Source organism: Janthinobacterium sp. GW460-12-1-14-LB5 (genome assembly GCF_059423585.1).
In genome coordinates this window covers 18585-42320 of sequence record NZ_JBWKYD010000035.1, presented here as the reverse complement: position 1 = coordinate 42320, position 23736 = coordinate 18585, and the positions used below count along the sequence as shown (strand labels likewise).

Sequence of the window (23736 nt, the reverse complement as noted above, 5' to 3'; positions counted from 1 at the left end):
ATTTGCCGAGTTTCCGCCCCACCCATGATTTTGCATGCATGCATATACGCATATCGCATATAAGCAAATGCGTACTTAGTAGTTTGGAATAAACACTAAGTTTATTACTATTGCGAGTACTTTGGGGGTGCAAGCATGACTTTGTCTTATATAGTCTCAGGATTTGCCGTAGGATTACTCGTAGGAATGACCGGCGTGGGCGGCGGTTCGCTGATGACGCCGCTGTTAACCTTGCTGTTTGGCGTGCCGCCCTCCGTGGCCGTGGGCACGGACCTGGCCTTCGCCTCGATCACCAAGAGCGCGGGCACCCTGACGCACCGCCTGCGCGGCACCATCCGCTGGGATATCGTCAAGCGCCTGTGCATGGGCGCCCTGCCCGCCGCCGTCATCGCGACCCTGGCGCTGAAATCGTTCGGCACCCTGTCGCCGGAAATCGGCCAGATCATCCGTTACTCGATCGCCGGCTCCGTGCTGCTGACCGTCGTGGCACTCATTTTCAAGGGCCGCATGCTGGCCTGGATCAATGCGCACCCCGAGAAACAATTGCAAGGAAACAAGCTTGCCGCCGCGACCATCATCGCCGGCGCCGTGCTGGGCGTGCTGGTGACGGTCTCGTCGATCGGCGCCGGCGCCATCGGCGCCACCTTGCTGGTGATGCTGTATCCACGCATGAGCTCGGCCGAAGTGGCGGGCACCGACATCGCCTACGCCGTGCCCCTGACGGCCATCGCTGCCCTCGGTCACTGGTGGCTCGGCTCCATCCACTGGGAATTGCTGGCTTCCTTGCTGGTCGGCTCCCTGCCTGGCATCACCCTCGGCTCCTGGGTCGCCCGCTCCGTGCCGGAAAAGTTTTTAAGAGTCTTGCTGGCGATGACCTTGACCGGCGTGGCAGTGAAGCTAATCTATTAATGACCGAACAAGTGACAAGAGCAGTATCAAGAACATAATCCCAGGCAATCTTCCAGCACCCCGGCTTTTTTAGGAATTGATATGTACCATTACGATCAGTACGACCACCTCATCATCAAAGAACGCATCGCCCAGTACCGAGACCAGGTTGCGCGCCGTATCGCCAATGAACTGACGGAAGAGGAATTCATTCCGCTGCGCCTGCAAAACGGCCTGTACATGCAACGCCACGCCTACATGCTGCGCATCGCCGTGCCGTACGGCTTGCTGTCGTCCAAGCAGATGCGCATGTTCGCGCACATCGCGCGCAAGTATGACCGCGGCTATGGCCACTTCACCACGCGCCAGAACATCCAGTTCAACTGGATCGAGCTGGAACAGACGCCCGATATCCTGACGGACCTGGCGTCCGTGGAAATGCACGCGATCCAGACTTCCGGCAACTGTATCCGTAATACAACATCGGACCCGTTCGCCGGCGTGGCCGCCGATGAAATCATCGATCCGCGCCCGTACGCGGAAGTATTGCGCCAGTGGAGCACCTTCCACCCCGAATTCATCGCCCTGCCACGTAAATTCAAGGTCGCCATCAATGGCGCCGAGGAAGACCGCGCCGCCATCGCCGTGCACGACATCGGCTTGACGGCCGTGCGCAACGCAGCTGGCGAAGTGGGCTTCAAGGTGATGGCGGGCGGCGGCATGGGCCGCACGCCTATCCTGGGCAGCGTCGTGCGCGACTTCCTGCCATGGCAGCATTTGCTGACGTACATCCAGGCCATCATGCGCGTGTACAACCTGCACGGCCGCCGCGACAACAAATACAAGGCGCGCATCAAGATCTTGCTGAAAGCCATCGGCGTGGAAGAATTCACGCGCCAGGTGGAAGCGGAATGGGTCGACCTGAAGGACGGTCCGGAAACCTTGACGGCAGAGGAAATGCAGCGCGTGGCGGACTTCTTCAATCCGCCCGCCTACCTGGCCCTGCCGGAACTCGACTACAAGACGGAACATGCGGACAACAAGGCCTATGTCAACTGGCTGGCGCGCAACGTCAAGCCGCACCAGCGCCCCGGCTACGTGGCCGTGGTACTGTCCCTGAAGAAAACGGGCGTGCCGCCAGGCGACGCGACGGCCGAGCAGATCGACTTCGTGGCGGATCTGGCCGACCGCTACAGCTTTGGCGAACTGCGCGTGACACACGAGCAAAACCTGGTGCTGGCCGATGTGGAGCAGTCGAAACTGTTCGCACTGTGGCAGGAAGCCAAGGCGCACGGCCTGGCCACGCCGAACATCGGCTTGCTGACGGACATGATCTGCTGCCCGGGCGGCGATTTCTGCTCGCTGGCGAACGCCAAGTCGCTGCCGATCGCGGCCGCCATCGCCGAGCGCTTCGACAGCATCGACTTCCAGCACGACATCGGCGAGATCGAACTGAATATTTCCGGCTGCATCAATGCCTGCGGCCACCATCACGTGGGCAGCATCGGCATCCTCGGCGTCGACAAGGATGGCAGCGAATGGTATCAAGTGTCGATCGGCGGCGCGCAAGGCAACAACGCGGCCATCGGCAAGATCATCGGACCATCGTTCTCTTCCCTGCAGATGCCTGAAGTCATCGGCCGCCTGCTGCACGTCTACGTGCGCGACCGCCATGAAGGCGAGCGCTTCGTCGACACGGCCCAGCGCCTGGGCCTGGCGCCGTTCAAGGAACACGTATATGCAACGCCGATCACGGTCGGCAACCTGGTGGGAGAAGACGAATATGTTTGAAGTACGCGAAGAAATCATCAAGAACGCCGCCGTGGTGCCAAATACCTGGGGCTTGCTGCGCCTCGATGAGACCGACACGCCGGAAACGGTCGTCGTGCCTGCAGGCAAGGTCATCGTCCCCTTGCTCGTTTGGCAAGCCCAGCGCGCAACCCTGGCCGCGCGCCTGCCCGACATCGGCGTCTGGCTGGCCAGCGACGAGCGCCCGGAAGAATTGGCGGCCGACGTGGATGTGTTGCCCGTCATCGGCGTGGATTTTCCGAAATTCACGGATGGCCGCGGCTATTCCATCGCCTTCAACCTGCGCGCCCGCCTGGGTTTCCGCGGAGAATTACGCGCCATCGGCGACGTGCTGCGCGACCAGCTGTTTTCCATGCACCGGGTCGGCTTTGACGCGTATGCGACGCGCCCGGACCGCAGCATCCATGACGCCCTGAAAGGTTTGTCGGTCTTTTCGGAAACCTACCAGGCGTCGTGGGACCAGAAATCGCCGCTGTTCCGCCGCCACCACCGCGAAGGCCAGAATCCTGACCTCGACAACGCGGCCGGCATCTGAGGACCAATCATGAGCGATCTGACTTCTTTGATTCACGCCACCGAGCAAACGCTGACACGCATCGCCGCGGATTTTTCGCCGGCCGTGTTCGCGTCCAGCCTGGCAGCCGAAGACATGGTGCTGACCGACATGATTCTCAAGGCAAAGCTGCCCATCGGCATCTTTTCCCTGGAAACGGGCCGGCTGCACCAGGAAACCCTGGCCGTGCTCGACAAGGTCAAAACCCGCTACGACCACGATATCACGCTGTACCGCCCGCAGCCGGAGCTTGTTGCCGCCTACGTGGAACAGAACGGCCTGAACGCGTTCTACAATAGTGTCGAGATGCGCCGCGAATGCTGCCGCATCCGCAAGGTCGAGCCGCTGGGCCGCGCCCTGGCCGGCAACAAGGCCTGGGTGACGGGCCAGCGCCGCGCCCAGTCCACCACGCGCGCCGAATTGCACGTGCAGGAAGACGATGCGGCGCACGCGATGACGAAATTCAACCCGCTGGCCGACTGGTCCGAGCAGGATGTGTGGGACTATATCCGTGCCAACGACGTGCCCTACAACGCGCTGCACGACCAGGGCTACCCGTCCATCGGCTGCGAACCTTGCACGCGGGCCGTGCAGCCGGGCGAAGACGTGCGCGCCGGACGCTGGTGGTGGGAAAATCCCGATTCCAAGGAATGCGGCCTGCACATGGTGGACGGCAAGTTGATCCGCATCAAATCCGTGGCAGCCTGAACAGACACACAGAACAAGAAAGCATCCAATATGAGCAATATTTTGAACCAGCGTCACCTCGACAGCCTTGAATCGGAAGCCATCCACATCATGCGCGAAGTGGCGGCCGAATCGGCCAACCCCGCGCTGCTGTTTTCCGGCGGCAAGGATTCCGTCGTCCTGCTGCGTTTGGCCGAGAAGGCCTTCCGCCCAGGCAAGTTCCCGTTTCCCCTCGTGCATATCGACACGGGCCATAACTTTCCGGAAGTCATTACTTTCCGCGACAAGAAAGTGGCGGAACTGGGCGAGCGCCTGATTGTCGGCTCCGTGGAAGATTCCATCAAGCGCGGCACCGTGCGCCTGCGCAACCCGGCCACGGATTCGCGCAATGCGGCCCAAGCCGTGACCTTGCTGGAAACCATCGCCGAACACGGTTTTGACGCCTGCATCGGCGGCGCCCGCCGCGACGAAGAGAAGGCCCGCGCCAAGGAACGCATCTTTTCCTTCCGCGACGAATTCGGCGCCTGGGACCCGAAAGCCCAGCGTCCCGAGCTGTGGGACTTGTATAACACCCGCGTGCATCCCGGTGAAAACATGCGCGTGTTTCCCATCTCGAACTGGACGGAGCTGGACGTGTGGCAATACATCGCCCGCGAGCAACTGGAATTGCCGCCGATCTACTTCGCGCACGAGCGCCAGGTGATCCCGCGCAATGGTTTATTGGTGCCGCTGACGGATCTGACGCCGCCGCGCGAAGGCGAAACGGTGGAAACGCAAGTCGTGCGCTTCCGCACGGTGGGCGACATCTCGTGCACCTGCCCCGTGTCATCCGATGCGGCCACCGTCGACGCCATCATCGCCGAGACGGCAATCACGCAAATCACGGAGCGGGGCGCCACCCGCATGGATGACCAGACTTCCGAAGCCTCGATGGAAAAACGCAAGAAAGCAGGGTATTTCTAATGAACGCAGCAATCCAGAACACCAATCTCACCGACAGCGTCGAACGCGGCATGTTGCGTTTTATCACGGCCGGTTCCGTCGATGACGGCAAGAGCACCCTGATCGGCCGTTTGCTGTTCGACAGCAAGGGCATCTTCGCCGACCAGCTCGACGCCATGTCACGCTCCAAGCACAAGCGCACGGTGGGCGACACGGTCGACCTGTCGCTGCTGACCGACGGCCTGGAAGCGGAACGCGAGCAAGGCATCACCATCGACGTGGCTTACCGCTACTTTGCCACGCCGAAACGCAAATTCATCATCGCCGACACGCCGGGCCATGAACAGTACACGCGCAACATGGTCACGGGGGCGTCCACGGCCGACGCCGTCATCATTTTGATCGACGTGTCGAAAGTTAAACTCGGTGACGATGGCAGCGTGGAACTGTTGATCCAGACCAAACGTCATTCGACGATTGCCCATTTGCTGCAGATCGAGCACGTGGTCGTCGCCGTCAACAAGATGGACCTGGTCGACTACGATGAGACGGTGTACAACCGCATCGTCGCCGCCTACCGCGAATTTGCCCAGTCGCTGGGTCTGAAGGACATCACGCCGATTCCATTGTCCGCCTTGACGGGCGACAACGTCGTCGAACGCGGCGACAAGCTGGGCTGGTACACGGGCCCGACCCTGATCGAGCTGCTGGAGTCCTTGTCCGTCTACGACGAATCGCACGACACGCCATTCCGCTTCCCCGTGCAACTGGTGGCGCGCCACAATGGCCACGAAGCGAACGACTTCCGCGGCTACATGGGCCGCATCGAGGCGGGCAAGGTCAGCATCGGCGACACCCTGGTGGTGCAGCCATCGGGCCAGACGGCAACAGTCAAAGATATCGTCACCCTGGACGGTTCGCTGCCGACGGCCGTGGTGGGCCAGTCCGTGACCTTGTTGCTGAATGAATACCTCGACATCTCGCGCGGCGACTTGCTGGCCAGCAGCGAGCGCCCTGCCACCCTGCTGAAACAGGTGGTGGCCGACGTGTGCTGGCTGTCGGAAGACGCGCTGGACCTGCGCCGCAAGTACTGGATCAAGCACGGCACGAAACAGACGGCGGCCAAGGTGACGGCGATCGAATCGATCCTCGACATTAATACGCAGCAGCGCCATCCGGCCGAAGGCTTGAAGCTGAACGACATCGCCCGCATCAGCCTGAACGTGCAGCAGGCGCTGGCGGCCGACGCGTATGCCGATATCCGCGCCACCGGTGCGTTTATCCTGATCGATGAAGTCACCCACCAGACGGTCGCGGCCGGCATGGTCCGGCTCTAACCCCGCTTCGTCCAGGAAAGGCAGCCATATGCACAGCTCCCCATCTCTCCCCGGCAAGGTCTACCTGATCGGCGCCGGTCCCGGCGCGCAAGACTTGATGACCTTGCGCGGCGCCCGCCTGCTGGCACAGGCTGACGTCGTGCTGCACGACGCGCTGGTCACCGAGGAAATGCTGGAGTTGTGCCCCAAGGCGCAAAAGATTCTGGTCGGCAAGCGCTGCGGCCAGCTGTCGACGGCGCAGGCGTTCATCAACAAGCAGCTGGTCGACAACGCCCGCAAGCACGCCGTCGTCGTGCGCCTGAAAGGGGGCGACCCCATGCTGTTCGGCCGCGCCGACGAGGAATTACGGGCGCTGGAAGAAGCGGGCATCGCCGTGGAAGTGGTGCCCGGCATTACCACGGCCCTGGCGGCGGCGGCGGCCACCTTGCAGCCGCTGACCAAGCGGGGCGTGTCGCGCAGCGTGGCCTTTTTCACCTCCAGCACGGCGCCGGGCGAACCGGAGCAGACGCGCATCCCGGACTGCGATACCCTGGTGCAATACATGGGCGGGCGCGAAGCCATCGCCACGGCGCAGCGCCTGCTGGCCCTGGGCCGCCGGGCCGATACCCCCGTGGTGGTGATTGAAAACTGCAGCCGCCCGGATCAGCGCATCGTGCGCCTGACGCTGAGCGCCCTGGCGCACGGCCTGGGCGACACCCATGGCCCCGTGCTGGTGATGCTGGGCGACGCCATGGCCGCGCGCGCGCACCAGGCCATTGCGGAAACGGCGGCCATGCTGGCGCGCCATGCCTGAATAAATACACCGTATTTTACCGACTTTAAAGTCAGTAACCGACGTCCTCAGAGAAAACATGATACGATGCTCACGCATCTTTTCTCGAGAAGTTGTTGCGTGATAGCAATAAAATCACACTACACCCCGCCATAATAGCGCTTGCCGCGCGGTCTTCCGGTTGACGGAGGCCACCCGGCGATCTCCCCGAAAAAAGCTGCGCCCGCAGGCTGCAATACCGCGCCGCGCAACTTTAGCCTTACGACCACACATGAATTTCACCTCCATGCGCGAAGCCCTGACTTCGCTCAGCCGCAGCAATGTCGGCGTCGCCAGCGCTGTGCTGCTCAGCATGCTCGCCTCCATCGCCCTGTGGACGGTGTTCCCGAATATCGACGATGAAAACCATTTATTGGAATGGCTGCAGGCGCTGTTCCTGGCCCTGGCCTGCACGGTGCACGGCGTGCGCGCGTGGCAGGAGCCGGACCGCCAGTCCCTGCGCTTTCTGATGCATGCGGGCTTGTCGGCCCTGCTGTTCGGTTTCCTGCTGCGCGAACTCGATATCGACCAGTTCGGCACGGCGCCCGCCTGGGCGCAGCTGGAAAAAGCCCTGCGCGTGGTGGAATTGCTGATCCTGATACGCGTGCTGATTTTTTTCGCGCCGCGCGCGCGCAAGGTGTTTGCCCATGCGGGCCTGATTTTCAGCATGCGCATCACCATCCTGACCGCCATCGGCGGCTTGCTGATGGTGGCCGGCTGGCCGTTCGACAAGAAGGTCTTTCATGGCATGCCGGACGCCTACGCGCTGCTGGGTGAGGAAGTCTTCGAACTGGGCGCCTATTTGCTGCTGTTCCTCGCTTCGCTGTCCGACAGCTCGGCCGCCGCCCGCATCAGCCTGGCGCCAAAAAAGAAATCGGCTTAAGCGTTTTCAAATGAAGATGGCAGCGGCAGCAGCCGCTGCAAGGTAGCGGCCACGCGCAGCAGGCGCGGGTCGTCATCGTCGGCCTCGTCGCAGGTATCGTTGATGCAGAAAAACGGCAAGCTGCCGAAACGCGCCGCCAGCTCCTCCAGCTGCTGCGGCGCGTGCGCATCGCCGCTGGCGATATGCAGCGGGTCGAGCATGCGCGAGCGCGCAATCCCCTGATGCACCATCCAGCGCGGCACCAGGTCGGGCAGCAATGCCGGCACCTGCCACGAGCGGAACACCGTCGCGCGCACGCCGGCAAACATGGCCGGCGCCAGCCTTTCCAGGTCATACAGCGCGCTTTTCAGCATGGGCCGCGGCGCATGCGCATACAGGCGCGGTTCATGCAGGTAATCGGCGTACTGCGCCGACAGCCATTGCCGCGACAGGGTGGCGCAATTGACGGGCGCCGCCACGTCGGCGCGCAAGCCCGGCACGTCGTCCTGCGGCGCACTTTCCGTAAACACGCTCAGACGCCGGTCCCCTTCCCCTCCGAACCAGAATGCGGACTCGAACGGCGCGCCAAAAAATACGTCGTCGTTCAAATACAGGAAGCGTTCGGACAGGCCCGGAATATGGTGCAGATACGATTCGATATGGCCGGAGTCAAACACTGGCAGCGATGCGCCGGGCATCAGGCTGGCATGGTCGATCACCGTCAGGCGCGGTGAGGCGCGCAGCCAGGACGGCACCTGGCGGTCCGTCACCAGGTAGACATGGCCATGGCCGGGAAAGAAGCGCTCGAGCGCGCGCAGGTTGTAGCGCAGTTCGCCGTTGTCGCGGTAGCGGCCCGCCACGTTGCCGTGCAAGGCCAGCTGGCCGGGATGCGCCTGCGCCCAGGCCGCATATGCGTGCTGCCGGCGCGCGCGCCAGGCGGGATCGGCGCCGTCTACCCACAGGTAGACGATGTCGATGCCGCTCAAGGCAGAGGACTGGAGCCTGGCGCCGCCACGCAATAGTCGGCCATGGCGGCCAGCACGCTGGCGTTCTCGCCGACCGCCTCGACCACTTTCAGGCGCAGTGCCGGATGCTGCTGGCGCAATTCTTCCAGCAGCAGCGGCAAATCGCGCAGCACATGCCCGCCCTGCCCCAGGAACACGGGCACCACGGTGACGTCCAGGATGGCGCCGGCGGGCAGCTCGGCCAGCAGGGTCGCCACCAGCTCGGGCAGGCGTGGCGTCATCAGTTCCAGGAAGGCCAGGTGTACGCTGGTGCCGGGCATGCGCGCCTGGGTCAGGTCGCGCAAGCGCTCAAAGGGCGCGGCCCACGATGCGGCGCGCGCGCCGTGGGCAAACAAGATCAGTGCCTGTTTCACGTTCGTCTCCATCAGTGCCGCTCCACCCACCACAGGGCGCCCAGCGCCAGCAGCAGATACAGGGCGCTCGGCGCCACTGCCGTCAGGAAGGCCGGCCAGGTACTGAGCAATCCAAGATGCGAGAACAGCGTATTGACCAGCATGAAGCTCACGCCGATCATGATGCCGATGAAGATCTTCAGGCTGATGCCGCCGCTGCGCGTATGCATGTAGGCGAACGGCAGCGCCAGCGCCATCAGCACGAAAATGGCCAGCGGATCGATCAGCTTTTTCCAGAAGGCGATGCGGAAGCGCTCCGTTTCCTGCTTGTTCTCGGCCAGGTGGCGCGTGTACACGGCCAGTTCGCTGGCCGACATGCGCTCGGGATCGGAAGCCGACACCGTCAGGATCTTCGGCGTTACTTCCGACGTCATGTCCTTGCTGGCGCTTTGCACCGTACGCACCATGCTCGTTTCCTGCGCATAGTAGTTTTCCAGCTTCGGCTCGAAGCCGGGCGAGGTCGCCGCGCTGTTCGAGAACGAAGTTTCCGTCACGTCGGTCAGGCGCCAGATATTATTGCCCTGATATGTCGCCCCTTTGGCCACGGTCAAGGTGCGCAAGCGCATATCGGTGTCAAATTCATACAGCTTGACGTTTTTCAGCTGGCCATCCGGACGCGCTTCGCCGACATTGAAAAAGCGCGAACCGGTGACGGTGCCCGTCAGCCCCTCGCTCTTGACCATGTCCTTGGTCCACAGGCCGGAGCGAAATTCGCTCGACACGGCCGCGCCGCGCGAGGTCAGCTTGAGGCGTTCGGCCAGCGGCTCCGTGCGCGGCGTGATCAACTCGCCGAAGATGAAGGTGATGACGACGAAGACGATACCGATGCGGAACAGGAAACCGGCCGCCATCGCCGTCGACATGCTTGAAGCGCGCATGATGGTAAATTCGGAACTGGCGGCAAACTGCGCCATCGTGTAGATGGTGCCGATCAGCGCCGCGATCGGCATCACCTCGTACACGTGGCCCGGCACCAGCACCAGCACATACAGGAAGGCATACTGGATGGTGTAGCCGTTGCGGCCCACCTTGGGCAGCTCGCCCGTCAGGTCGATAAAGGCTTGCAAAGCCAGAAAGGCCAGCAGCACGAACAGCACCGCCTGGAATATCGAGACGGCAAAATAGCGCTGTAAAATCTTCATTTCGATACCGCTTTACTTGGTTTGCCGGCGCGGCGCGCGCGCTTGAAAGCCGCCAGCAGGACCAGCGGATGATAGCGGTGATTCACATTCAGGCGCCAGGCAAACAGCGCCACCACGGCCAGCGCCGCCAGCAGGTGCAGCGGCCACCAGGCCATGCCAAAACTCAGGCGCCCCTGTTTCACGCTCGCTTCGATGACCTTGATAAGGTTGCTGTACGTAAAGAAAATCAGCAGGGCGATGATCAGGTTGGTCGAACTGCCGGCACGCGGATTGACAAAGCCCAGCGGAATGGCCAGCAGGATCAGCATCAGGCCAATCAGGGGCGCACTGACCCGCCACAGTAATTCGGCCATGGTGTAGGGATTCGGCTCGGCGACCAGCGCCATGGTGCTCATGGCGCGCACGCCCAGCTCCGCACCCAGCGCCTGCTGCTTGCTCTCGATGCGCATGATGTACTGCTCGAATTCCATGGTCTGGAAGTCGGCCTGCGTGGGTATGCCCTGGTAGCGGCGGCCGCTCTTGAGCACCAGGAAGCGTTCGCCCTTGGCGTCGGTATTGATCACGCCTTCCCTGGCGACGACGACGACGGCGCTGCCTTTTTCATCGACGGTATTGACGAAGACGTTCTGCACCACGTTCTTTTCGCCGCTGACGCCCTCGACGAAGAAGATGCGGTTGCTGCCGGCCGATTCGCGGAACTGGCCCGGCGTGACTTTCTGCAGGTCTTCGCGCTTTTCGAAGCGCGCCACATATTCATCGCTTTTCTTTTGCGCCCACGGCGTGGCATACAGGCTCAGGATGCCGGTGGCCAGCACCAGCGGCAGGCCGAAGCTGAGCACGGGCCAGATCCAGCGCGACAGGCTCAGGCCGGAAGCGAACCACACCACCATCTCCGACTCCTTGTAGCTGCGCGTGACGACCATCAGCACCGAAATGAAACCGGTGAGGATGATGATGGTGGGCAGCTGCATCAGGGCGGAAAAGACCATCAGGGACATGACGTCGGACGACGCGATCTTGCCGCCCGCCGCCTTGCCGAGAATACCGATCAGCATCCAGGTGAGCAGGATGCTGAACAAAACAGTGAAGGTGGCCCCGGCGGCACTAGCCAATTCACGTCGAAGGGCGCGTTGAAAGATCATTCGGAGTTTATAATTCGGGTCAGTTAGTTGAGTAACACGTTACTAGTAAATGAAAACGGAGAACCAAATGGACTTTAGCATAAAAGCATTCGATACCAAGAGCACCCTCGGCACGGCCAAAAGCGGATGCATCGCGGTTGCGGTATTCGAAAACAAAAAACTGTCGCCAGCGGCAAAATCGCTGGACAGCAAGGGTGCGATTTCGGCTGCGCTGAAGTCCGGCGACATCAGCGGCAAGCCTGGCAGCACGTTGCTGCTGCGCGCAGTCGATGGCGTCGCCGCCGAACGTGTTCTGCTGGTAGGCATGGGCAGCGATGAAACTGTCAGCGAAAAAAGCTTCACGACCGGCGTACAGGCCGCACTCAAGGCCTTCGGCTCGCTGGGCGCTGCGGACGCCATTATCGCATTACCGCTGGCCGAAGTGAAAGAGCGCGACGTAAATTGGGCAATCCGTTGCGTGGTGCAAGCCGCCCACGACAGCGAATACCGCTGCGACTCGCAAAAAAGCAAAAAAGATCCGGCGCCAGCAGGCGTGCGCAAGATCGTCCTGTCGGCGCCAGCAACGGCAGCCACGCGCGGCGCGCTGGCGCAAGCCATCGCCATCGCCAACGGTTCCGACCTGACGCGCAACCTGGGCGACCTGCCGGCGAACATCGCCAATCCGACCTACCTGGCCAACACGGCCAAGCAGCTGGCCAAGGATTACAAGTTCGAAGTCGAAGTGCTGGACCGCAAACAGCTCGAAGCGCTGAAAATGGGCAGCTTCCTGTCCGTCACCAACGGCAGCGAGCAGCCGCCGAAGTTCATCGTCCTGAAGCACATGGGCGGCAAGGCCAAGGATGCGCCGGTGGTCCTGGTCGGCAAGGGCATCACCTTCGACACGGGCGGCATTTCGATCAAGGCCGGTCCCGGCATGGATGAAATGAAGTACGACATGTGCGGCGCCGCTTCGGTGCTGGGCACCTTCCGCGCCATCGGCGAAATGAACCTGAAGCTGAACGTCATCGGCGTCATCGCCGCGTGCGAAAACATGCCGTCGGGCCGCGCCACCAAGCCGGGCGACATCGTCACCTCGATGAACGGCCTGACCATTGAAGTGCTGAACACGGACGCCGAAGGCCGCCTGGTACTGTGCGACGCGCTGACCTACGCCGAACGCTTCAAGCCGGCAGCCGTGGTCGACATCGCCACGCTGACGGGCGCTTGCGTCGTCGCCCTGGGCCACCACAACAGCGGCCTGTTTACGCGCAGCGATGCGGCGCATGACCAGCTGGCCAATGAACTGCTGGCAGCGGGCAAGCAATCGAGCGACACGGCATGGCGCATGCCGATCGAAGAGGCGTACAACGAGCAGCTGAAGTCGAATTTCGCCGACCTGGCCAACATCGGCACGCCGGGCGGCGGTTCGGTGACGGCAGCGGCCTTCCTGGAAAACTTCACCAAGAAGTACACCTGGGCGCATCTGGACATCGCCGGCACGGCATGGAAATCGGGCGGCTCGAAGGGCGCGACCGGCCGTCCGGTGCCACTCTTGACGACGTTCCTCATCAACCGCGTGTAAGAGAACGCCAGACCAAACCTGCTGCGCGGGGCTATTGGCGGCCGGCGATGCTCGCTGTACATAAAGTACAGCTGCGCTTCTCGGCCACCACTAGCTCCCGCTCGCTACGGTTTTGTCAGGCGTCGCTACGTAAGAAGGCAGCCGCCACGGTCACTGACCCTGGCGGTTTTTTCATGCGTGGGATATTAATCAGTAGACGACGGGATTGGGCAACGGCGACGGCGCCACCTTCGGCTGCACCACCGTTTCCGGCACGGCGGCCGGGGGCGCCGGCGCGGCAACCGGTGCGGGCGGAGGCGCCAGGCGCGCGGGGTCCTGCATGACGATGGTCAAAATGGACGGGTAGTCGAAGCCGGCGCCCGTATTGCGGTCGACGAAATAGCCGACGCCCAGGGTCAGGATGACATTGCCCCAGACGCTGCCATTGAGCTTGGGATCGATGTGGTCGTCCGTCGCGATGGCGGGCGAACCGTGCTTGCGGCAGTCGACTTTCAACGGTTCCTGGCTCTTGCGGATGGTGATGCGCCCGGGCGTGGTGACGAACCACTTGCCCACGTCGTTGCTGAGGATGCAGCCGGCGCCCGTCAGTTCGCGGTTGTCCTGGATGGTCTGCACCAGCACCATCTGCTCGGTATTGCCCGTCAGGGTGGCGCAGCCGCCCAGGCCGAACAGCAGCAGCGTCCCGGCGGCAAAGGCGGCAAGGGGGGCAGACAGCGGCACGCGCATGGGAAGCTCGCTTAACGGACGGGAATCGGCTGGTCGCCAGGCACGGCGACGGCGGTGACGCTGTTTTTCGGGCTGCCCTCGATCAGGCGGTCGGAATATACGAGGTAGACGAGCGCATTGCGCTTGCTGTCGACCATGCGCACGACGCGCACGTGCTTGAAGAAGATCGAGGCGCGCTCGGTAAACACTTCTTCCTGGCGCGGCAGCTTGCCCTTGAATTGCAGCGGCCCCACCTGGCGGCAAGCCACGGCCGCATCGGCCTTGTCTTCGGCCAGGCCGACGGCACCCTTGATGCCGCCCGTCTTGGCGCGCGACAGATAGCAGCTGACGCCGGCGACGCGCGGGTCGTCATACGCTTCGACGACGATTTTATGGTCAGGGCCGATCAGTTTGAACACCGTGTCGACCGAACCGATGGTTTCGGCATGCGCCGCGGCGCAGGCAAAGGCCAGCACCAGGGCGGCAGGCAGCAATTTACGCATGAAGAAAATCCCGGGCACGCACGCAGGCGGCCATCAGTTGATGGGGGCGAAACGCTGGACCATGACGCCTTCGACCTCGATCAGCTGAAAGAACACGTCTTTCGGCCGGGTCCAGATGGAACCGTCGGCGGCGCGATACACGATCATCGGCGTCAGATCCGCTTCCAGCGTGGCTTCGCACACCAGTTCATAAATGCCGCCCTTGTAGTGCCGATAACGCATCGCCGCCCCCTCAAGCCGTGGAATCTTCGCTCTTGTCGTCGGCCAGCGCCTTCTGCTTCATCTTCAGGCCCTGGATCACTTTCAGTATGCCTTCCATGCCGGCAGCGCCATCGGCGCCGCTGAAGGCGTCGAGCACCTCATTGAGCACCTTGTTGCGCACGGTTGCCTCGTCGGACGACATTTCCAGCGCGCGCTGGGCTTTCGCCGCCTTTTCGGCCGCGCTCACGCGCGGCTTGGCAGCCGTCTTGCCATGCGTCAGAGCCGCCTGCCAGATAACCCAGCGGCGCTGGGTCTCGAAAATCAGGTACTCATCCGGTTTATCTTCTCTTCGCCGCACAATGTGGCCGTCACGCTGCGCCCACGCTTCAAATGCAGTTCGCATTTTCTTCCTTTGCAAATGCTACGCGCAAGTCTCACTATTAAAACTGCAACATTTCAAAATAGTACCATCTATTGATGTCGCAAAACAGTCTCATAGATATAGTACTGCAATTTATATAACAAGTCTGGCGGCGCCAGGGGCGGAATTGACGTTCCGCCCCGGGCACAGTGGTCATGTAATCGGAATAGCAATTACAACTAATTACAACTGCTTCCTGTTCGGTTCTTAACTTGGCTGTAACAAAGCCGTGTGACACAGTTGTTACATTGTGCCATTTTAGTAGTTTTTATCGCGTTTTAGCGAGAAACTTTACACCTTTGTCGCGTTAAACGGCGAGACGCAGCCTGCCATGCCAGCCACTTATGCCAAATCAAACATAGGGGTTGATCAATGATACACAAAAACATAATATTCATGCGCCACGATTGGTTAAATATAAATACTTTATTAATATCTTTTTCCCTGTGAGCAAATAAAGGTGGTGCGCAACAAGCGCGACAGGACGCCGTCGACGCGCATGCGGTAAGATTCGCGCCTATCGACACCCCATCGTCACCTATTCAAGCAAGGATTTTTCCCATGAAACTCGCCACCTGGAACGTCAACTCGCTCAAAGTGCGCCTGCCGCAAGTGCTGCAGTGGCTGACCGACAACCCGGTCGACATACTCTGCCTGCAAGAGACCAAGCTCACGGACGACAAGTTCCCCGTCGCAGAGATCGAGGCGGCCGGCTACCAGGTGGTCTTCAGCGGCCAGAAAACGTATAACGGCGTAGCCATCCTGTCGAAGCTGCCGATCACCGACGTAGTGAAAAACAACCCGCGCTATGAGGATGCGCAGCAGCGCATCCTGGCCGCCACCATCGGTGGCGTGCGCGTCGTCTGCGCCTACGTGCCGAACGGCCAGAGCGTCGACTCGGACAAATACGAATACAAGCTGGGCTGGCTGTCCGCCCTGCACGACTGGCTGGCCGAAGAAGCGCAGCAGCACCCGCAACTGGCCGTCGTCGGCGACTACAATATCGCGCCCGACGACCGCGACGTGCACGACCCCGTCGCCTGGGAAGGCCAGGTACTGGTCTCGGACAAGGAACGCGCCGCCCTGCAGCGCCTGTTCGACATCGGCCTGACGGACGCCTTCCGCCTGTTCGAGCAGGCGGAAAAATCGTTCAGCTGGTGGGATTACCGCCAGCTGGGCTTCCGCCTGAACAAGGGCCTGCGCATCGACCATATCCTGCTCTCGCCCGCCCTCGCCGCCCGCTGTACGGCCTGCGTGATCGACCGCGTGCCCCGCAAGTGGGAGCAGCCGTCCGACCATGCGCCGGTTGTCGCCACCATCGACTAACCAGATACGCGTTCCAATAACACCTGCGCATTCGCTGCAGGTACCGGCGCGGAAAACAGATAGCCCTGCGCATAGCGGCAGCCGTTCGCCTGCAGCAGGGCGAACTGTTCTTCCGTCTCCACGCCCTCGGCCACGGCCGACAATTGCAGGCTGTCGGCCAGGGCGATGATGGCGGCCACGATGGCGCGGTCTTCCGCGCTGTGTTCCAGGTCCTTGATGAAGGCGCGGTCGATCTTGACCTTCTTCACGGGGAAGCGCTTCAGGTAGGCCAGGCTGGAATAGCCGGTGCCGAAATCGTCGATCGACAGGCGCAAGCCCATGCCATTGATCTGGCGCAAAATCTCCAGGGTATGCTCGCCGTGCTGCATCAGCGCCGTCTCGGTGATCTCGAACTCCAGCAGCGCCGGATCGATGCCCGTTTCCCGCACCACGGCGCCAATGGCCGCCACCAGACCCTTGTGCATGAACTGGCGCGGCGACAGATTCACCGCCAGCGGCACCGGCTGCAAGCCCTGGCGCTGCCAGGCCATGCTTTGCTCGCACGCCTGGCGCATGACCCACTCGCCCACCGGCACGATCAAGCCGTTTTCCTCCATGATGGGAATGAAGCGGTCGGGCAGCACCAGGCCGTGGCCAGGGCGGCGCCAGCGCAGCAGCACTTCCATGCCGTGCAGGCGGCGCGTGGCGATATCGATGATCGGCTGGTAAAACAGTTCGAACTGCTGCAGCGCCAGCGCCGTGCGCAAGCTGCTTTCCAGGTCGAAGTGCAGGGCCGCCGCCTGGTTCATCGTCTGCGTAAAGAACTGGTAGTTGTTGCGGCCATTGCCCTTGGCGTGGTACATGGCCGCATCGGCATGGCGCATCAGGGCGTCGACGTCGCCGCCATCGTCCGGATACACGCAGATGCCGATCGATGGCGTCACATGCAGCACATGGCCGTCGAGCGGAAAGGCGGGCGTCAGCGCCTCGATGATCTTCTCGGCCACGCGCGCCGCTTCCTCGCCGCCGCGGATGCCCGGCACCAGCACGACGAATTCATCGCCGCCCAGGCGCGCCACCGTGTCGCTGGCGCGCACGGCGCCGCACAGCCGCGCGGCCACTTCCTTGAGCAGCAGATCGCCCGTCATGTGGCCCAGCGAATCGTTGATGGTCTTGAAGCGGTCCAGGTCGATGAACATCACGGCCAGCTTGCGCCCGGAGCGCTGCGCGGCCAGCATGGCCCGTTCCAGCCGGTCCGACAGCAGCGCGCGGTTCGGCAAGCCCGTCAGGTTGTCGTGGTAGGCCATGTGGTGCACCCGCGCCTCGGCCTGGCGCCGCTCGACGATCTCGCCCTGCAGCAGCAGGTTGGCGCCGGCCAGTTCGGCCGTGCGTTCCTGCACCCGCAATTCCAGCTCGTCGCGCGCGCGGCGCACCGCCTCGGCCGCCTCGCGGCGCGCCGTCACGTCGTCGACCAGCCACACGGAACGGCCATGCGCATGCGCCAGATCAAACGGCCGGCCCGACAGGCGCGCCCAGAAGCGGCTGCCATCCTTGCGCACCAGCTGGTACTCCGACATGTGCACCCTGCCCGCCTCGAAATCGCGCGCCGTTTCGCCGCGCGCCGCCTTCCATGCCGCCACGTCCGGGTACAGGGCCCGCACCGACAGGCCGTTGATCTCGCCGGGCCCATAGCCGAAAAGCTCTTCCATCTTGCTGTTGGCGCGCAAATTGTGGCCGCCCTCCACCACCGAGATGCCCAGCACGGCGCTGTCGAGGATGGCCTGGTTTTCCAGCAGCGCGTTGCGCAGCGATTCTTCGGCGCGCTTCGCTTCCGTGCGGTCCTCGATGATCCAGATGGTGCCGGCGGCGGGATCGTCCGGATTGACGACGTAGGCGATCAGCTGCGCCCACAGGGTGCTGCCGTCGCGGCGCTGCATTTCCACCTCCGTCTGGAAGGGCTTGGCCACGGACAGAAAGGGGAAGGCCGCCGCGCCCAGCAGCTCGTAGGATTGCTGCGACACGTACAGCGCGCGCCCGGGCAAGCCCAGCGCCTCGTCGCCGCTATAGCCGAACATCGCGGCAAAGCCCAGGTTGTAGCGCGTGATCTGGCGGTTCTTGGTATACAGGATGCTCACCGAGGCATTCGTCATGATGGCCGCCACTTCCATCTGCGCCTGGCGGCTGGCGGTGATGTCTTCGAGGATCCAGATGGCGCCCTGCTCGCTGTGCGTCTGGTCGACGGCCTTGGCGCGGATGCGGCACCAGAACAGGCTGCCGTCGCGGCGGCGGAACAGCGATTCATCCTGCTCGTACGGCAAGCCCTGTCCCAGCAGCGGCGTGGCCTGCACGCCAAACTCCTCGTAGGCGGCGGGCGAGGGGAACAGCCCGGCGGCGGGCATGCCCGTCATCTCGTCCTGCGCGTAGCCGAACATTTCGGCGAAGCGGGGATTGCAGCGCAGGATCAGGCGCGAACGCGAAAACAGGATGCCGACGGAGGCATTGTCGAGGATGGCCTGCTGCTCCAGCATCAGCTGGCGCGTGGCCTCCTCGGCCGCCTTCTGCGCGCTGCGGTCGTCGAACAGCCAGATCGTGTCGCGCAGGCCGCGGTCGGTCTGGTTCTCCGGATTGAGGACATAGCCATACGCCAGCGCCCAGAACGTCGAGCCGTCGCGCCGGCGCATCTCCATCTCGCCCTGGAACGGCAGGCCGCGCCGCAGCAGGGGCGCGGCCTGCCGCACGACATTGTCATACGCCGCGCGCGACGGGTACAGGTCGGCGACGGCCAGGCCCACGCCGCTGTCGCCGTCGAAGCCGAAGCATTCGGCAAAGCGCCGGTTGTAGCGCAGCACGCCCTTGTCGCGCTGAAAACCGATGGCCAGGGGCGCGTTGTCCATCACGGCCTGCATTTCCAGCATGGCGCGGCGCAATTGATCTTCGTCACGCCGGTGGTCGCTGATATCTTCGATAATCCATACCGTGCCGTCATGCGTATTCAAGGGATCGACGGCGCGCCCGTGCAGGCGGCTCCAGAACAGGGTGCCATCCTGGCGCCGCAATTCCAGCTCCGTGCGGTAGGGCTTGCCCTTCGAGAGCAGCGGTGCCGCTTCCAGCCCCAGGGCGCGGCAATGTTCGGCGGAGCGGTACAGCACCGCGCCCGGCATGCCCGTCAGCTGGTGGCGCGCATAGCCGAGCATTTCGGCGGCGCGGATATTGCACTCTTCGATGAAGCCGCCCTTGGAAAACACGATGCCGACGGCGGCGCTTTCCAGGATGGCCTGCTGTTCCAGCAAGGTCTTGCGCAAGGCTTGCTGGTCGCGCTGCTGCACGCTGATGTCGGCAAACACGAGGGTCGCGCCCGGCAAGCCGTCGCCGACCAGCAGGGGCCTGGCCCACACCTGCACGGCGATGGCGCCCGTGTCCCCTTCGAGGCTGCTGTCCCAGTGCCGCTCGCGCCCGGCCGCACCGAGCGCGCCGCGCAGCATGCTGCTGCTCGACGCGCGGTAGGCGTCCGTAAAACAGTCGGCCAGCAGGCGGCCCGACACGTCCCTGCCCAGCAAGGCGCCCAAGGCGCCATTTGCGGCCACCACCATGCCGCAGGCATCGCAGGCGCAAGCGGGCAAGGCGATCAGCTGCAAGGCATCGGCGATGAAATCGGGACTGGTCGGTACGCGGTTCATGGACACCATGGATGGTTAACGGCAAAGTGAACATGCGCCTGGGAAACATATTCTTCCAAGCATCATGGTGCTGCTAGATCATAAACCAGTTTCCGGCGGTTTTTTCATATTCCTTATTGGCAATATCTGAAACACCACAGAGCACGTGCAACACGCCCGTTGCAACGGCGTTGCATGGCAAGAAAATGAAACAAATCGTTTAGAATAAAGCATGCGCCGCCCTCCCCAACCTCCGCTCGACCACCGCGACAAACCCGTCATCTGGACCGTCTCCGTCTCGCGGCTGTTCGACCTGTTCCGCGACATCACGCTCGAATATGACGACCTGGCGACGATCGAACCGATCAACCTGGGCTTCGACGACGCCGTGCGCCACATCCGCGAACGCATGGCCACGGAGCGCTGCGACGCCGTCATCGCGGCCGGCTCGAACGGCGCCTACCTGAAAGGCCGGCTGTCGGTGCCCGTCATCATCGCCAAGGCCAGCGGCTACGACGTGATGCAGGCACTGGCGCGCGCGCGGCGCATCTCGCCGCACATCGGCGTCGTCACCTACCAGGATCCGATGCCGGAACTGGGCGAATTTGCCGCCACCTTCGGCTTCCAGATCGCGCAGCGCACCTACGCCACCGAGGAAGACGCGCGCGCGCAGATCAATGAACTGAAGGCGGCCGGCGTCAAAGCCGTCGTCGGCGCGGGGCTCGTCACCGACCTGGCCGAAGAGGCGGGCCTGGCCGCCGTCTTCGTGTATTCGGCCACGGCCATCCGGCGCGCCTTCGACGACGCGCTGGAGCTGGCGCGCCTGACGCAGATCGAATCGAACCGGGGACGGCGCGCGGTGGTGGCCGACACCCTGCGCGCGCGCCACGGCCTGCACGATTTGCGCGGCGAATCGGAGGCGATGGAGGCGCTGCGCCAGTCGGTGGTGCTGTATGCCCGCTCGCCGGCGACGGTGCTGATCCAGGGCGAGACGGGCAGCGGCAAGGAACTCGTGGCGCAGGCCATCCACCGCGAAAGCCCGCGCAGCCTGGGCGCGAACCGGCCCTTCATCGCCATCAATTGCGGCGCCATCGCCGAGTCCTTGCTGGAATCGGAGCTGTTCGGCCACGAGGACGGGGCGTTTACGGGGGCACGCCGGGGCGGCCATGCGGGCCTGTTCGAAGCGGCCAACCACGGCACCCTGTTCCTTGACGAAATCGGCGAAATGCCGCTGGCCCTGCAAACGCGGCTGCTGCGCGTGCTGGAAGAGCGCGAAGTGGTGCGCGTGGGCGGCACGCGGCCCATCGCCATCAACGTGCGCATCATCAGCGCCACGCACTGCGACCTGGAGCAGCGCATCCGCGAAGGACGCTTCCGCGCCGACCTGTTCTACCGCCTGGCCGTGCTGCGCCTGCATTTGCCCGCCTTGCGCGAGCGCGCCAGCGACATTCCGGGCCTGGCCGAGTGGTCGCTGAAAAACGCGCTGGCCGCGCTGGGCGCCCGTCCGCACCCCAACCTGCATGCGGAAATCATCGCCTGCGCGCCGCTGCTGCGCCGCTACGACTGGCCCGGCAACGTGCGCGAGCTGCGCAACCTGGCCGAGCGCCTGGCGCTGTTCCTGGCCGCCGAGCCGCTGCAGGCGCTCACCCCCGCCTTCGTGCTGGGCGTGGCGCCGGAACTAGGCAACGCTGCCAGCACGGCGGCGCTGCCGCCGGCGCCGGCCGTCGCCATCGCGCCGCGCCTGGAAGACGAAAGCGCCAGCGCGGTGCTGGCGCGCTTCGGCGGGCGCCGCGACGCCGCCGCCCAATACCTCGGCATCAGCCGCACCACGCTGTGGCGCCGCCTGCGCGCCAGCTGATTTTTTCACCCGGACGAAAAACACCATGGACGACTGGCCTCACCTGCACGACTTATGGCAACGCTGCACGGGACACGCTGGCGCGACGGGCAAGCAGGGGCTGGCGCGCGACCACGGGGACATCCAGGCGCTGTACGCGCGCGGCATTTCCATGGAAGACGCGCTGCACTTCCTGTATCAGCAACGCCCGACCCTGCAAGCCTACACGGACTGGATCGCCGCGCGCACGCGCCCACGCCCGGCGCATGCCGCCAGCGCGCACCAGGATGTACTGTCCGCCGCCGAGCTGCGCCATTTCGAAGAACACGGCTATCTGGTGCTGCGCGGCGCCGTGCCGCGCGCGCAGTGCGCCGCCGCCCGAACGGCCATCTGGGACTACCTGGGCGCCTCGCCCGACGAGCCGGCGTCGTGGTACCAGCCGCACCCGGGCAAGCGGGGCCTGATGCTGCAGTTTTCCGACCATCCGGCCCTCGAGGAAAACCGCCACAGCGCGCATGTCCGCCACGCCTGCCAGCAGCTATATGACAGCGGCACAGGCGCCGGCACCGGCATCTACGCCAGCATCGACAAGGTGAGCTTCAACCCGCCGGAAACGCCGCAGCACCGCTTCCTCGGCAGCGCCCTGCACTGGGACGTCAGCCTGCAACAGCCGATTCCGTTCAAGCTGCAAGGCATGCTGTACCTGAGCGACTGTCCCGCGCAGCACGGCGCCTTTCACTGCGTGCCCGGCTTCCAGCGGCACGTGGCCGACTGGCTGCGGCAAGTGCCGCCGGGCCGCCAGCCGCGCGAATGGGCCGTCGAGGCCTTGCGGCCCGTGCCCGTCGACGGCATGGCCGGCGATTTCATCATCTGGCACCAGGCCCTGCCCCACTGCGCCACGCCCAACCGCGGCCCGGCGCCGCGCATGGTGCAATACCTGACCTACCTTCCCGAGCACTGCCAGGACCAGGATGAATGGATCTGAACCGCTCATCCCGCCCTGGCGCCGCTCATCCCGCGGCGCTGGCTGCGGGGCGCCCGCGCCGCTAGCATGGTCGTCAAGGAGGAGTACCCCATGAAACGAACACTGCAAACATTGATCTTGCTCAGTACCGCGCTGCTGGCCAGCGCCAGCCAGGCCGCTGCACCTGCCGCATTCACGGTCGAGGTCACCGGACAAGGCCGCCCCCTGATCCTGATTCCCGGCCTGGCGTCGTCGGGCGAAGTCTGGCAAGGCACGGTGGCGCGCCTGTGCGCGCCGCACACCGCGCGTCAATGCCACGTGCTGACCCTGGCCGGCTTTGCCGGCGTGGCGCCCGTCGATGGCGACTTGCTGGCGCAGGCGGAGCAGCAGCTGGCCGACTACATCACAGTGAATAAACTGGGACAACCGGCCATCATCGGGCATAGCCTGGGCGGCTTTCTGGCCCTGAAAATGGCCATCGACCATCCGGCCCGGACGGGCAAGCTGGTGATCGTCGACTCGCTGCCCGCGCTGGGCGCGACGCAACTGCCGTCCATTACGCCGCCGCAGCTGCAAGCCATGGCAACGCAGATGCAATCGGCCATGCGCGCACAGGATGACGCCACCTACGCCGCCAGCCAGCGCCGCGCGGTCACCAGCATGGCCAGCGCGCCAGCCGACGTGGAGCGCATCATCGGCTGGGGCCAGCGCTCCGACCGCGAGACGGTGATCAAGGCCATGGGCACGCTGATGGCCAGCGACCTGCGCCAGGACGTGGCGAAAGTGCAGTCGCCCGCCCTGGTGCTGGGCACCTGGATCGCCTACAAGGACTATGCGCCGCGCGCCGCCATCGAAGCCACCTTCCAGCAGCAGTACGCGCAGCTGCCGGGCGTGCAGATCGCGCTGGCCGACACGGCGCGCCATTTCATCATGTATGACCAGCCGGACTGGATGCTCGGCCGCATCGGGCAATTCCTCGACTGACAGGCAGCC

21 protein-coding genes and 1 pseudogene are annotated in these 23736 nt (G+C 63.8%); 13 read left to right on the top strand and 9 right to left on the bottom strand.

The annotated features are described in order from the left end of the window. Window positions 1-135 precede the first annotated feature (135 nt). From AC07X6_RS26350 to AC07X6_RS26315, 8 genes and pseudogenes are all read left to right on the top strand, one after another. A complete protein-coding gene (locus AC07X6_RS26350; protein ID WP_230538367.1) occupies window positions 136-909 on the top strand; it encodes a sulfite exporter TauE/SafE family protein in 774 nt (257 codons plus the stop codon). Between the two features lie 81 nt (window positions 910-990). Next, window positions 991-2679 carry a nitrite/sulfite reductase gene (locus tag AC07X6_RS26345; RefSeq protein ID WP_494792912.1) on the top strand — a complete coding sequence of 563 codons (1689 nt, stop codon included), beginning with the start codon at window positions 991-993 and terminating at the stop codon, window positions 2677-2679. Next, window positions 2672-3232, top strand: coding sequence for a DUF934 domain-containing protein (locus AC07X6_RS26340; protein WP_474295491.1), 561 nt, complete (start codon window positions 2672-2674; stop codon window positions 3230-3232). The genes AC07X6_RS26345 and AC07X6_RS26340 overlap by 8 nt, the downstream gene beginning before the upstream one ends. Before the next feature lie 9 nt (window positions 3233-3241). Next, window positions 3242-3958 carry a phosphoadenylyl-sulfate reductase gene (locus AC07X6_RS26335; RefSeq protein WP_494792911.1) on the top strand — a complete coding sequence of 239 codons (717 nt, stop codon included), beginning with the start codon at window positions 3242-3244 and terminating at the stop codon, window positions 3956-3958. Window positions 3959-3985: 27 nt separating this feature from the next. Beyond that, a pseudogene (gene cysD, locus AC07X6_RS26330) lies at window positions 3986-4900 on the top strand (sulfate adenylyltransferase subunit CysD); the annotation flags it as partial. Continuing rightward, on the top strand, window positions 4900-6216 hold the full coding sequence (locus AC07X6_RS26325) for a sulfate adenylyltransferase subunit 1 (protein ID WP_099665035.1): 1317 nt from the start codon (window positions 4900-4902) through the stop codon (window positions 6214-6216). The pseudogene cysD and the gene AC07X6_RS26325, both read left to right, overlap by 1 nt. A gap of 28 nt (window positions 6217-6244) precedes the next feature. Next, window positions 6245-7009, top strand: coding sequence for a uroporphyrinogen-III C-methyltransferase (gene cobA, locus AC07X6_RS26320; protein WP_494792910.1), 765 nt, complete (start codon window positions 6245-6247; stop codon window positions 7007-7009). A gap of 250 nt (window positions 7010-7259) precedes the next feature. Next, window positions 7260-7910, top strand: a complete 651-nt coding sequence (locus AC07X6_RS26315) for a hypothetical protein (protein ID WP_494792909.1) — start codon at window positions 7260-7262, stop codon at window positions 7908-7910. Here AC07X6_RS26315 and AC07X6_RS26310 read toward each other — a convergent pair. From AC07X6_RS26310 to lptF, 4 genes are read right to left on the bottom strand one after another with little or no spacing between them, the layout of a single operon-like run. Next, the gene (locus tag AC07X6_RS26310; protein WP_494792908.1) at window positions 7907-8875 is read right to left on the bottom strand and encodes a stealth family protein; all 969 of its coding nucleotides are present in this window, start codon (window positions 8873-8875) and stop codon (window positions 7907-7909) included. The two genes, AC07X6_RS26315 and AC07X6_RS26310, sit on opposite strands and share 4 nt — an antisense overlap. Further along, window positions 8872-9279 (bottom strand): sirohydrochlorin chelatase, encoded by a 408-nt coding sequence (locus AC07X6_RS26305; protein ID WP_474295481.1) that lies wholly within the window; start codon window positions 9277-9279, stop codon window positions 8872-8874. Before AC07X6_RS26305 ends, AC07X6_RS26310 begins: the two co-directional genes overlap by 4 nt. Beyond that, a complete protein-coding gene (gene lptG, locus AC07X6_RS26300) occupies window positions 9279-10448 on the bottom strand; it encodes an LPS export ABC transporter permease LptG (protein WP_230538375.1) in 1170 nt (389 codons plus the stop codon). The genes AC07X6_RS26305 and lptG overlap by 1 nt, the downstream gene beginning before the upstream one ends. Continuing rightward, entirely contained in the window at window positions 10445-11590 is a 1146-nt protein-coding gene (gene lptF / locus AC07X6_RS26295; RefSeq protein ID WP_230538376.1) for an LPS export ABC transporter permease LptF, read from the bottom strand. The genes lptG and lptF overlap by 4 nt, the downstream gene beginning before the upstream one ends. A 67-nt stretch (window positions 11591-11657) precedes the next feature. On the opposite strand from lptF, the gene AC07X6_RS26290 reads away from it, so the two are divergent. Next, complete coding sequence (locus tag AC07X6_RS26290) at window positions 11658-13151, top strand: leucyl aminopeptidase (RefSeq protein WP_230538377.1); 1494 nt, start codon at window positions 11658-11660, stop codon at window positions 13149-13151. A 189-nt stretch (window positions 13152-13340) separates the two neighbouring features. On the opposite strand, the gene AC07X6_RS26285 is transcribed toward AC07X6_RS26290, so the two are convergent. Genes AC07X6_RS26285 through AC07X6_RS26270 form a run of 4 tightly spaced genes read right to left on the bottom strand, consistent with a single transcriptional unit; the run spans window position 13341 to window position 14963 of the window. Continuing rightward, window positions 13341-13877, bottom strand: a complete 537-nt coding sequence (locus tag AC07X6_RS26285) for a hypothetical protein (RefSeq protein WP_494792907.1) — start codon at window positions 13875-13877, stop codon at window positions 13341-13343. A gap of 11 nt (window positions 13878-13888) precedes the next feature. After that, a complete protein-coding gene (locus AC07X6_RS26280) occupies window positions 13889-14359 on the bottom strand; it encodes a CreA family protein (protein WP_230538379.1) in 471 nt (156 codons plus the stop codon). A 33-nt stretch (window positions 14360-14392) separates the two neighbouring features. After that, complete coding sequence (locus AC07X6_RS26275) at window positions 14393-14581, bottom strand: DUF1653 domain-containing protein (RefSeq protein ID WP_034782199.1); 189 nt, start codon at window positions 14579-14581, stop codon at window positions 14393-14395. Between the two features lie 10 nt (window positions 14582-14591). Beyond that, on the bottom strand, window positions 14592-14963 hold the full coding sequence (locus AC07X6_RS26270; RefSeq protein ID WP_096234395.1) for a phiTE_015 family protein: 372 nt from the start codon (window positions 14961-14963) through the stop codon (window positions 14592-14594). Between the two features lie 579 nt (window positions 14964-15542). Between AC07X6_RS26270 and xth the strand changes: the two genes are divergently transcribed. Further along, entirely contained in the window at window positions 15543-16307 is a 765-nt protein-coding gene (gene xth / locus AC07X6_RS26265) for an exodeoxyribonuclease III (protein ID WP_230538380.1), read from the top strand. Here xth and AC07X6_RS26260 read toward each other — a convergent pair. Next, window positions 16304-19963: a sensor domain-containing protein gene (locus tag AC07X6_RS26260; RefSeq protein WP_494792906.1), complete on the bottom strand. Its 3660-nt coding sequence runs from the start codon at window positions 19961-19963 to the stop codon at window positions 16304-16306. The two genes, xth and AC07X6_RS26260, sit on opposite strands and share 4 nt — an antisense overlap. A 211-nt stretch (window positions 19964-20174) precedes the next feature. On the opposite strand from AC07X6_RS26260, the gene prpR reads away from it, so the two are divergent. The 3 genes from prpR (at window position 20175) to AC07X6_RS26245 (ending at window position 23727) form a co-directional block, all read left to right on the top strand. Beyond that, a complete protein-coding gene (gene prpR, locus AC07X6_RS26255) occupies window positions 20175-21800 on the top strand; it encodes a propionate catabolism operon regulatory protein PrpR (protein WP_494792905.1) in 1626 nt (541 codons plus the stop codon). Window positions 21801-21825: 25 nt separating this feature from the next. Then, window positions 21826-22764, top strand: a complete 939-nt coding sequence (locus AC07X6_RS26250) for a phytanoyl-CoA dioxygenase family protein (protein ID WP_494792904.1) — start codon at window positions 21826-21828, stop codon at window positions 22762-22764. Between the two features lie 90 nt (window positions 22765-22854). Beyond that, window positions 22855-23727 carry an alpha/beta fold hydrolase gene (locus tag AC07X6_RS26245; RefSeq protein WP_494792903.1) on the top strand — a complete coding sequence of 291 codons (873 nt, stop codon included), beginning with the start codon at window positions 22855-22857 and terminating at the stop codon, window positions 23725-23727. The last annotated feature ends 9 nt before the right edge of the window (window positions 23728-23736 follow it).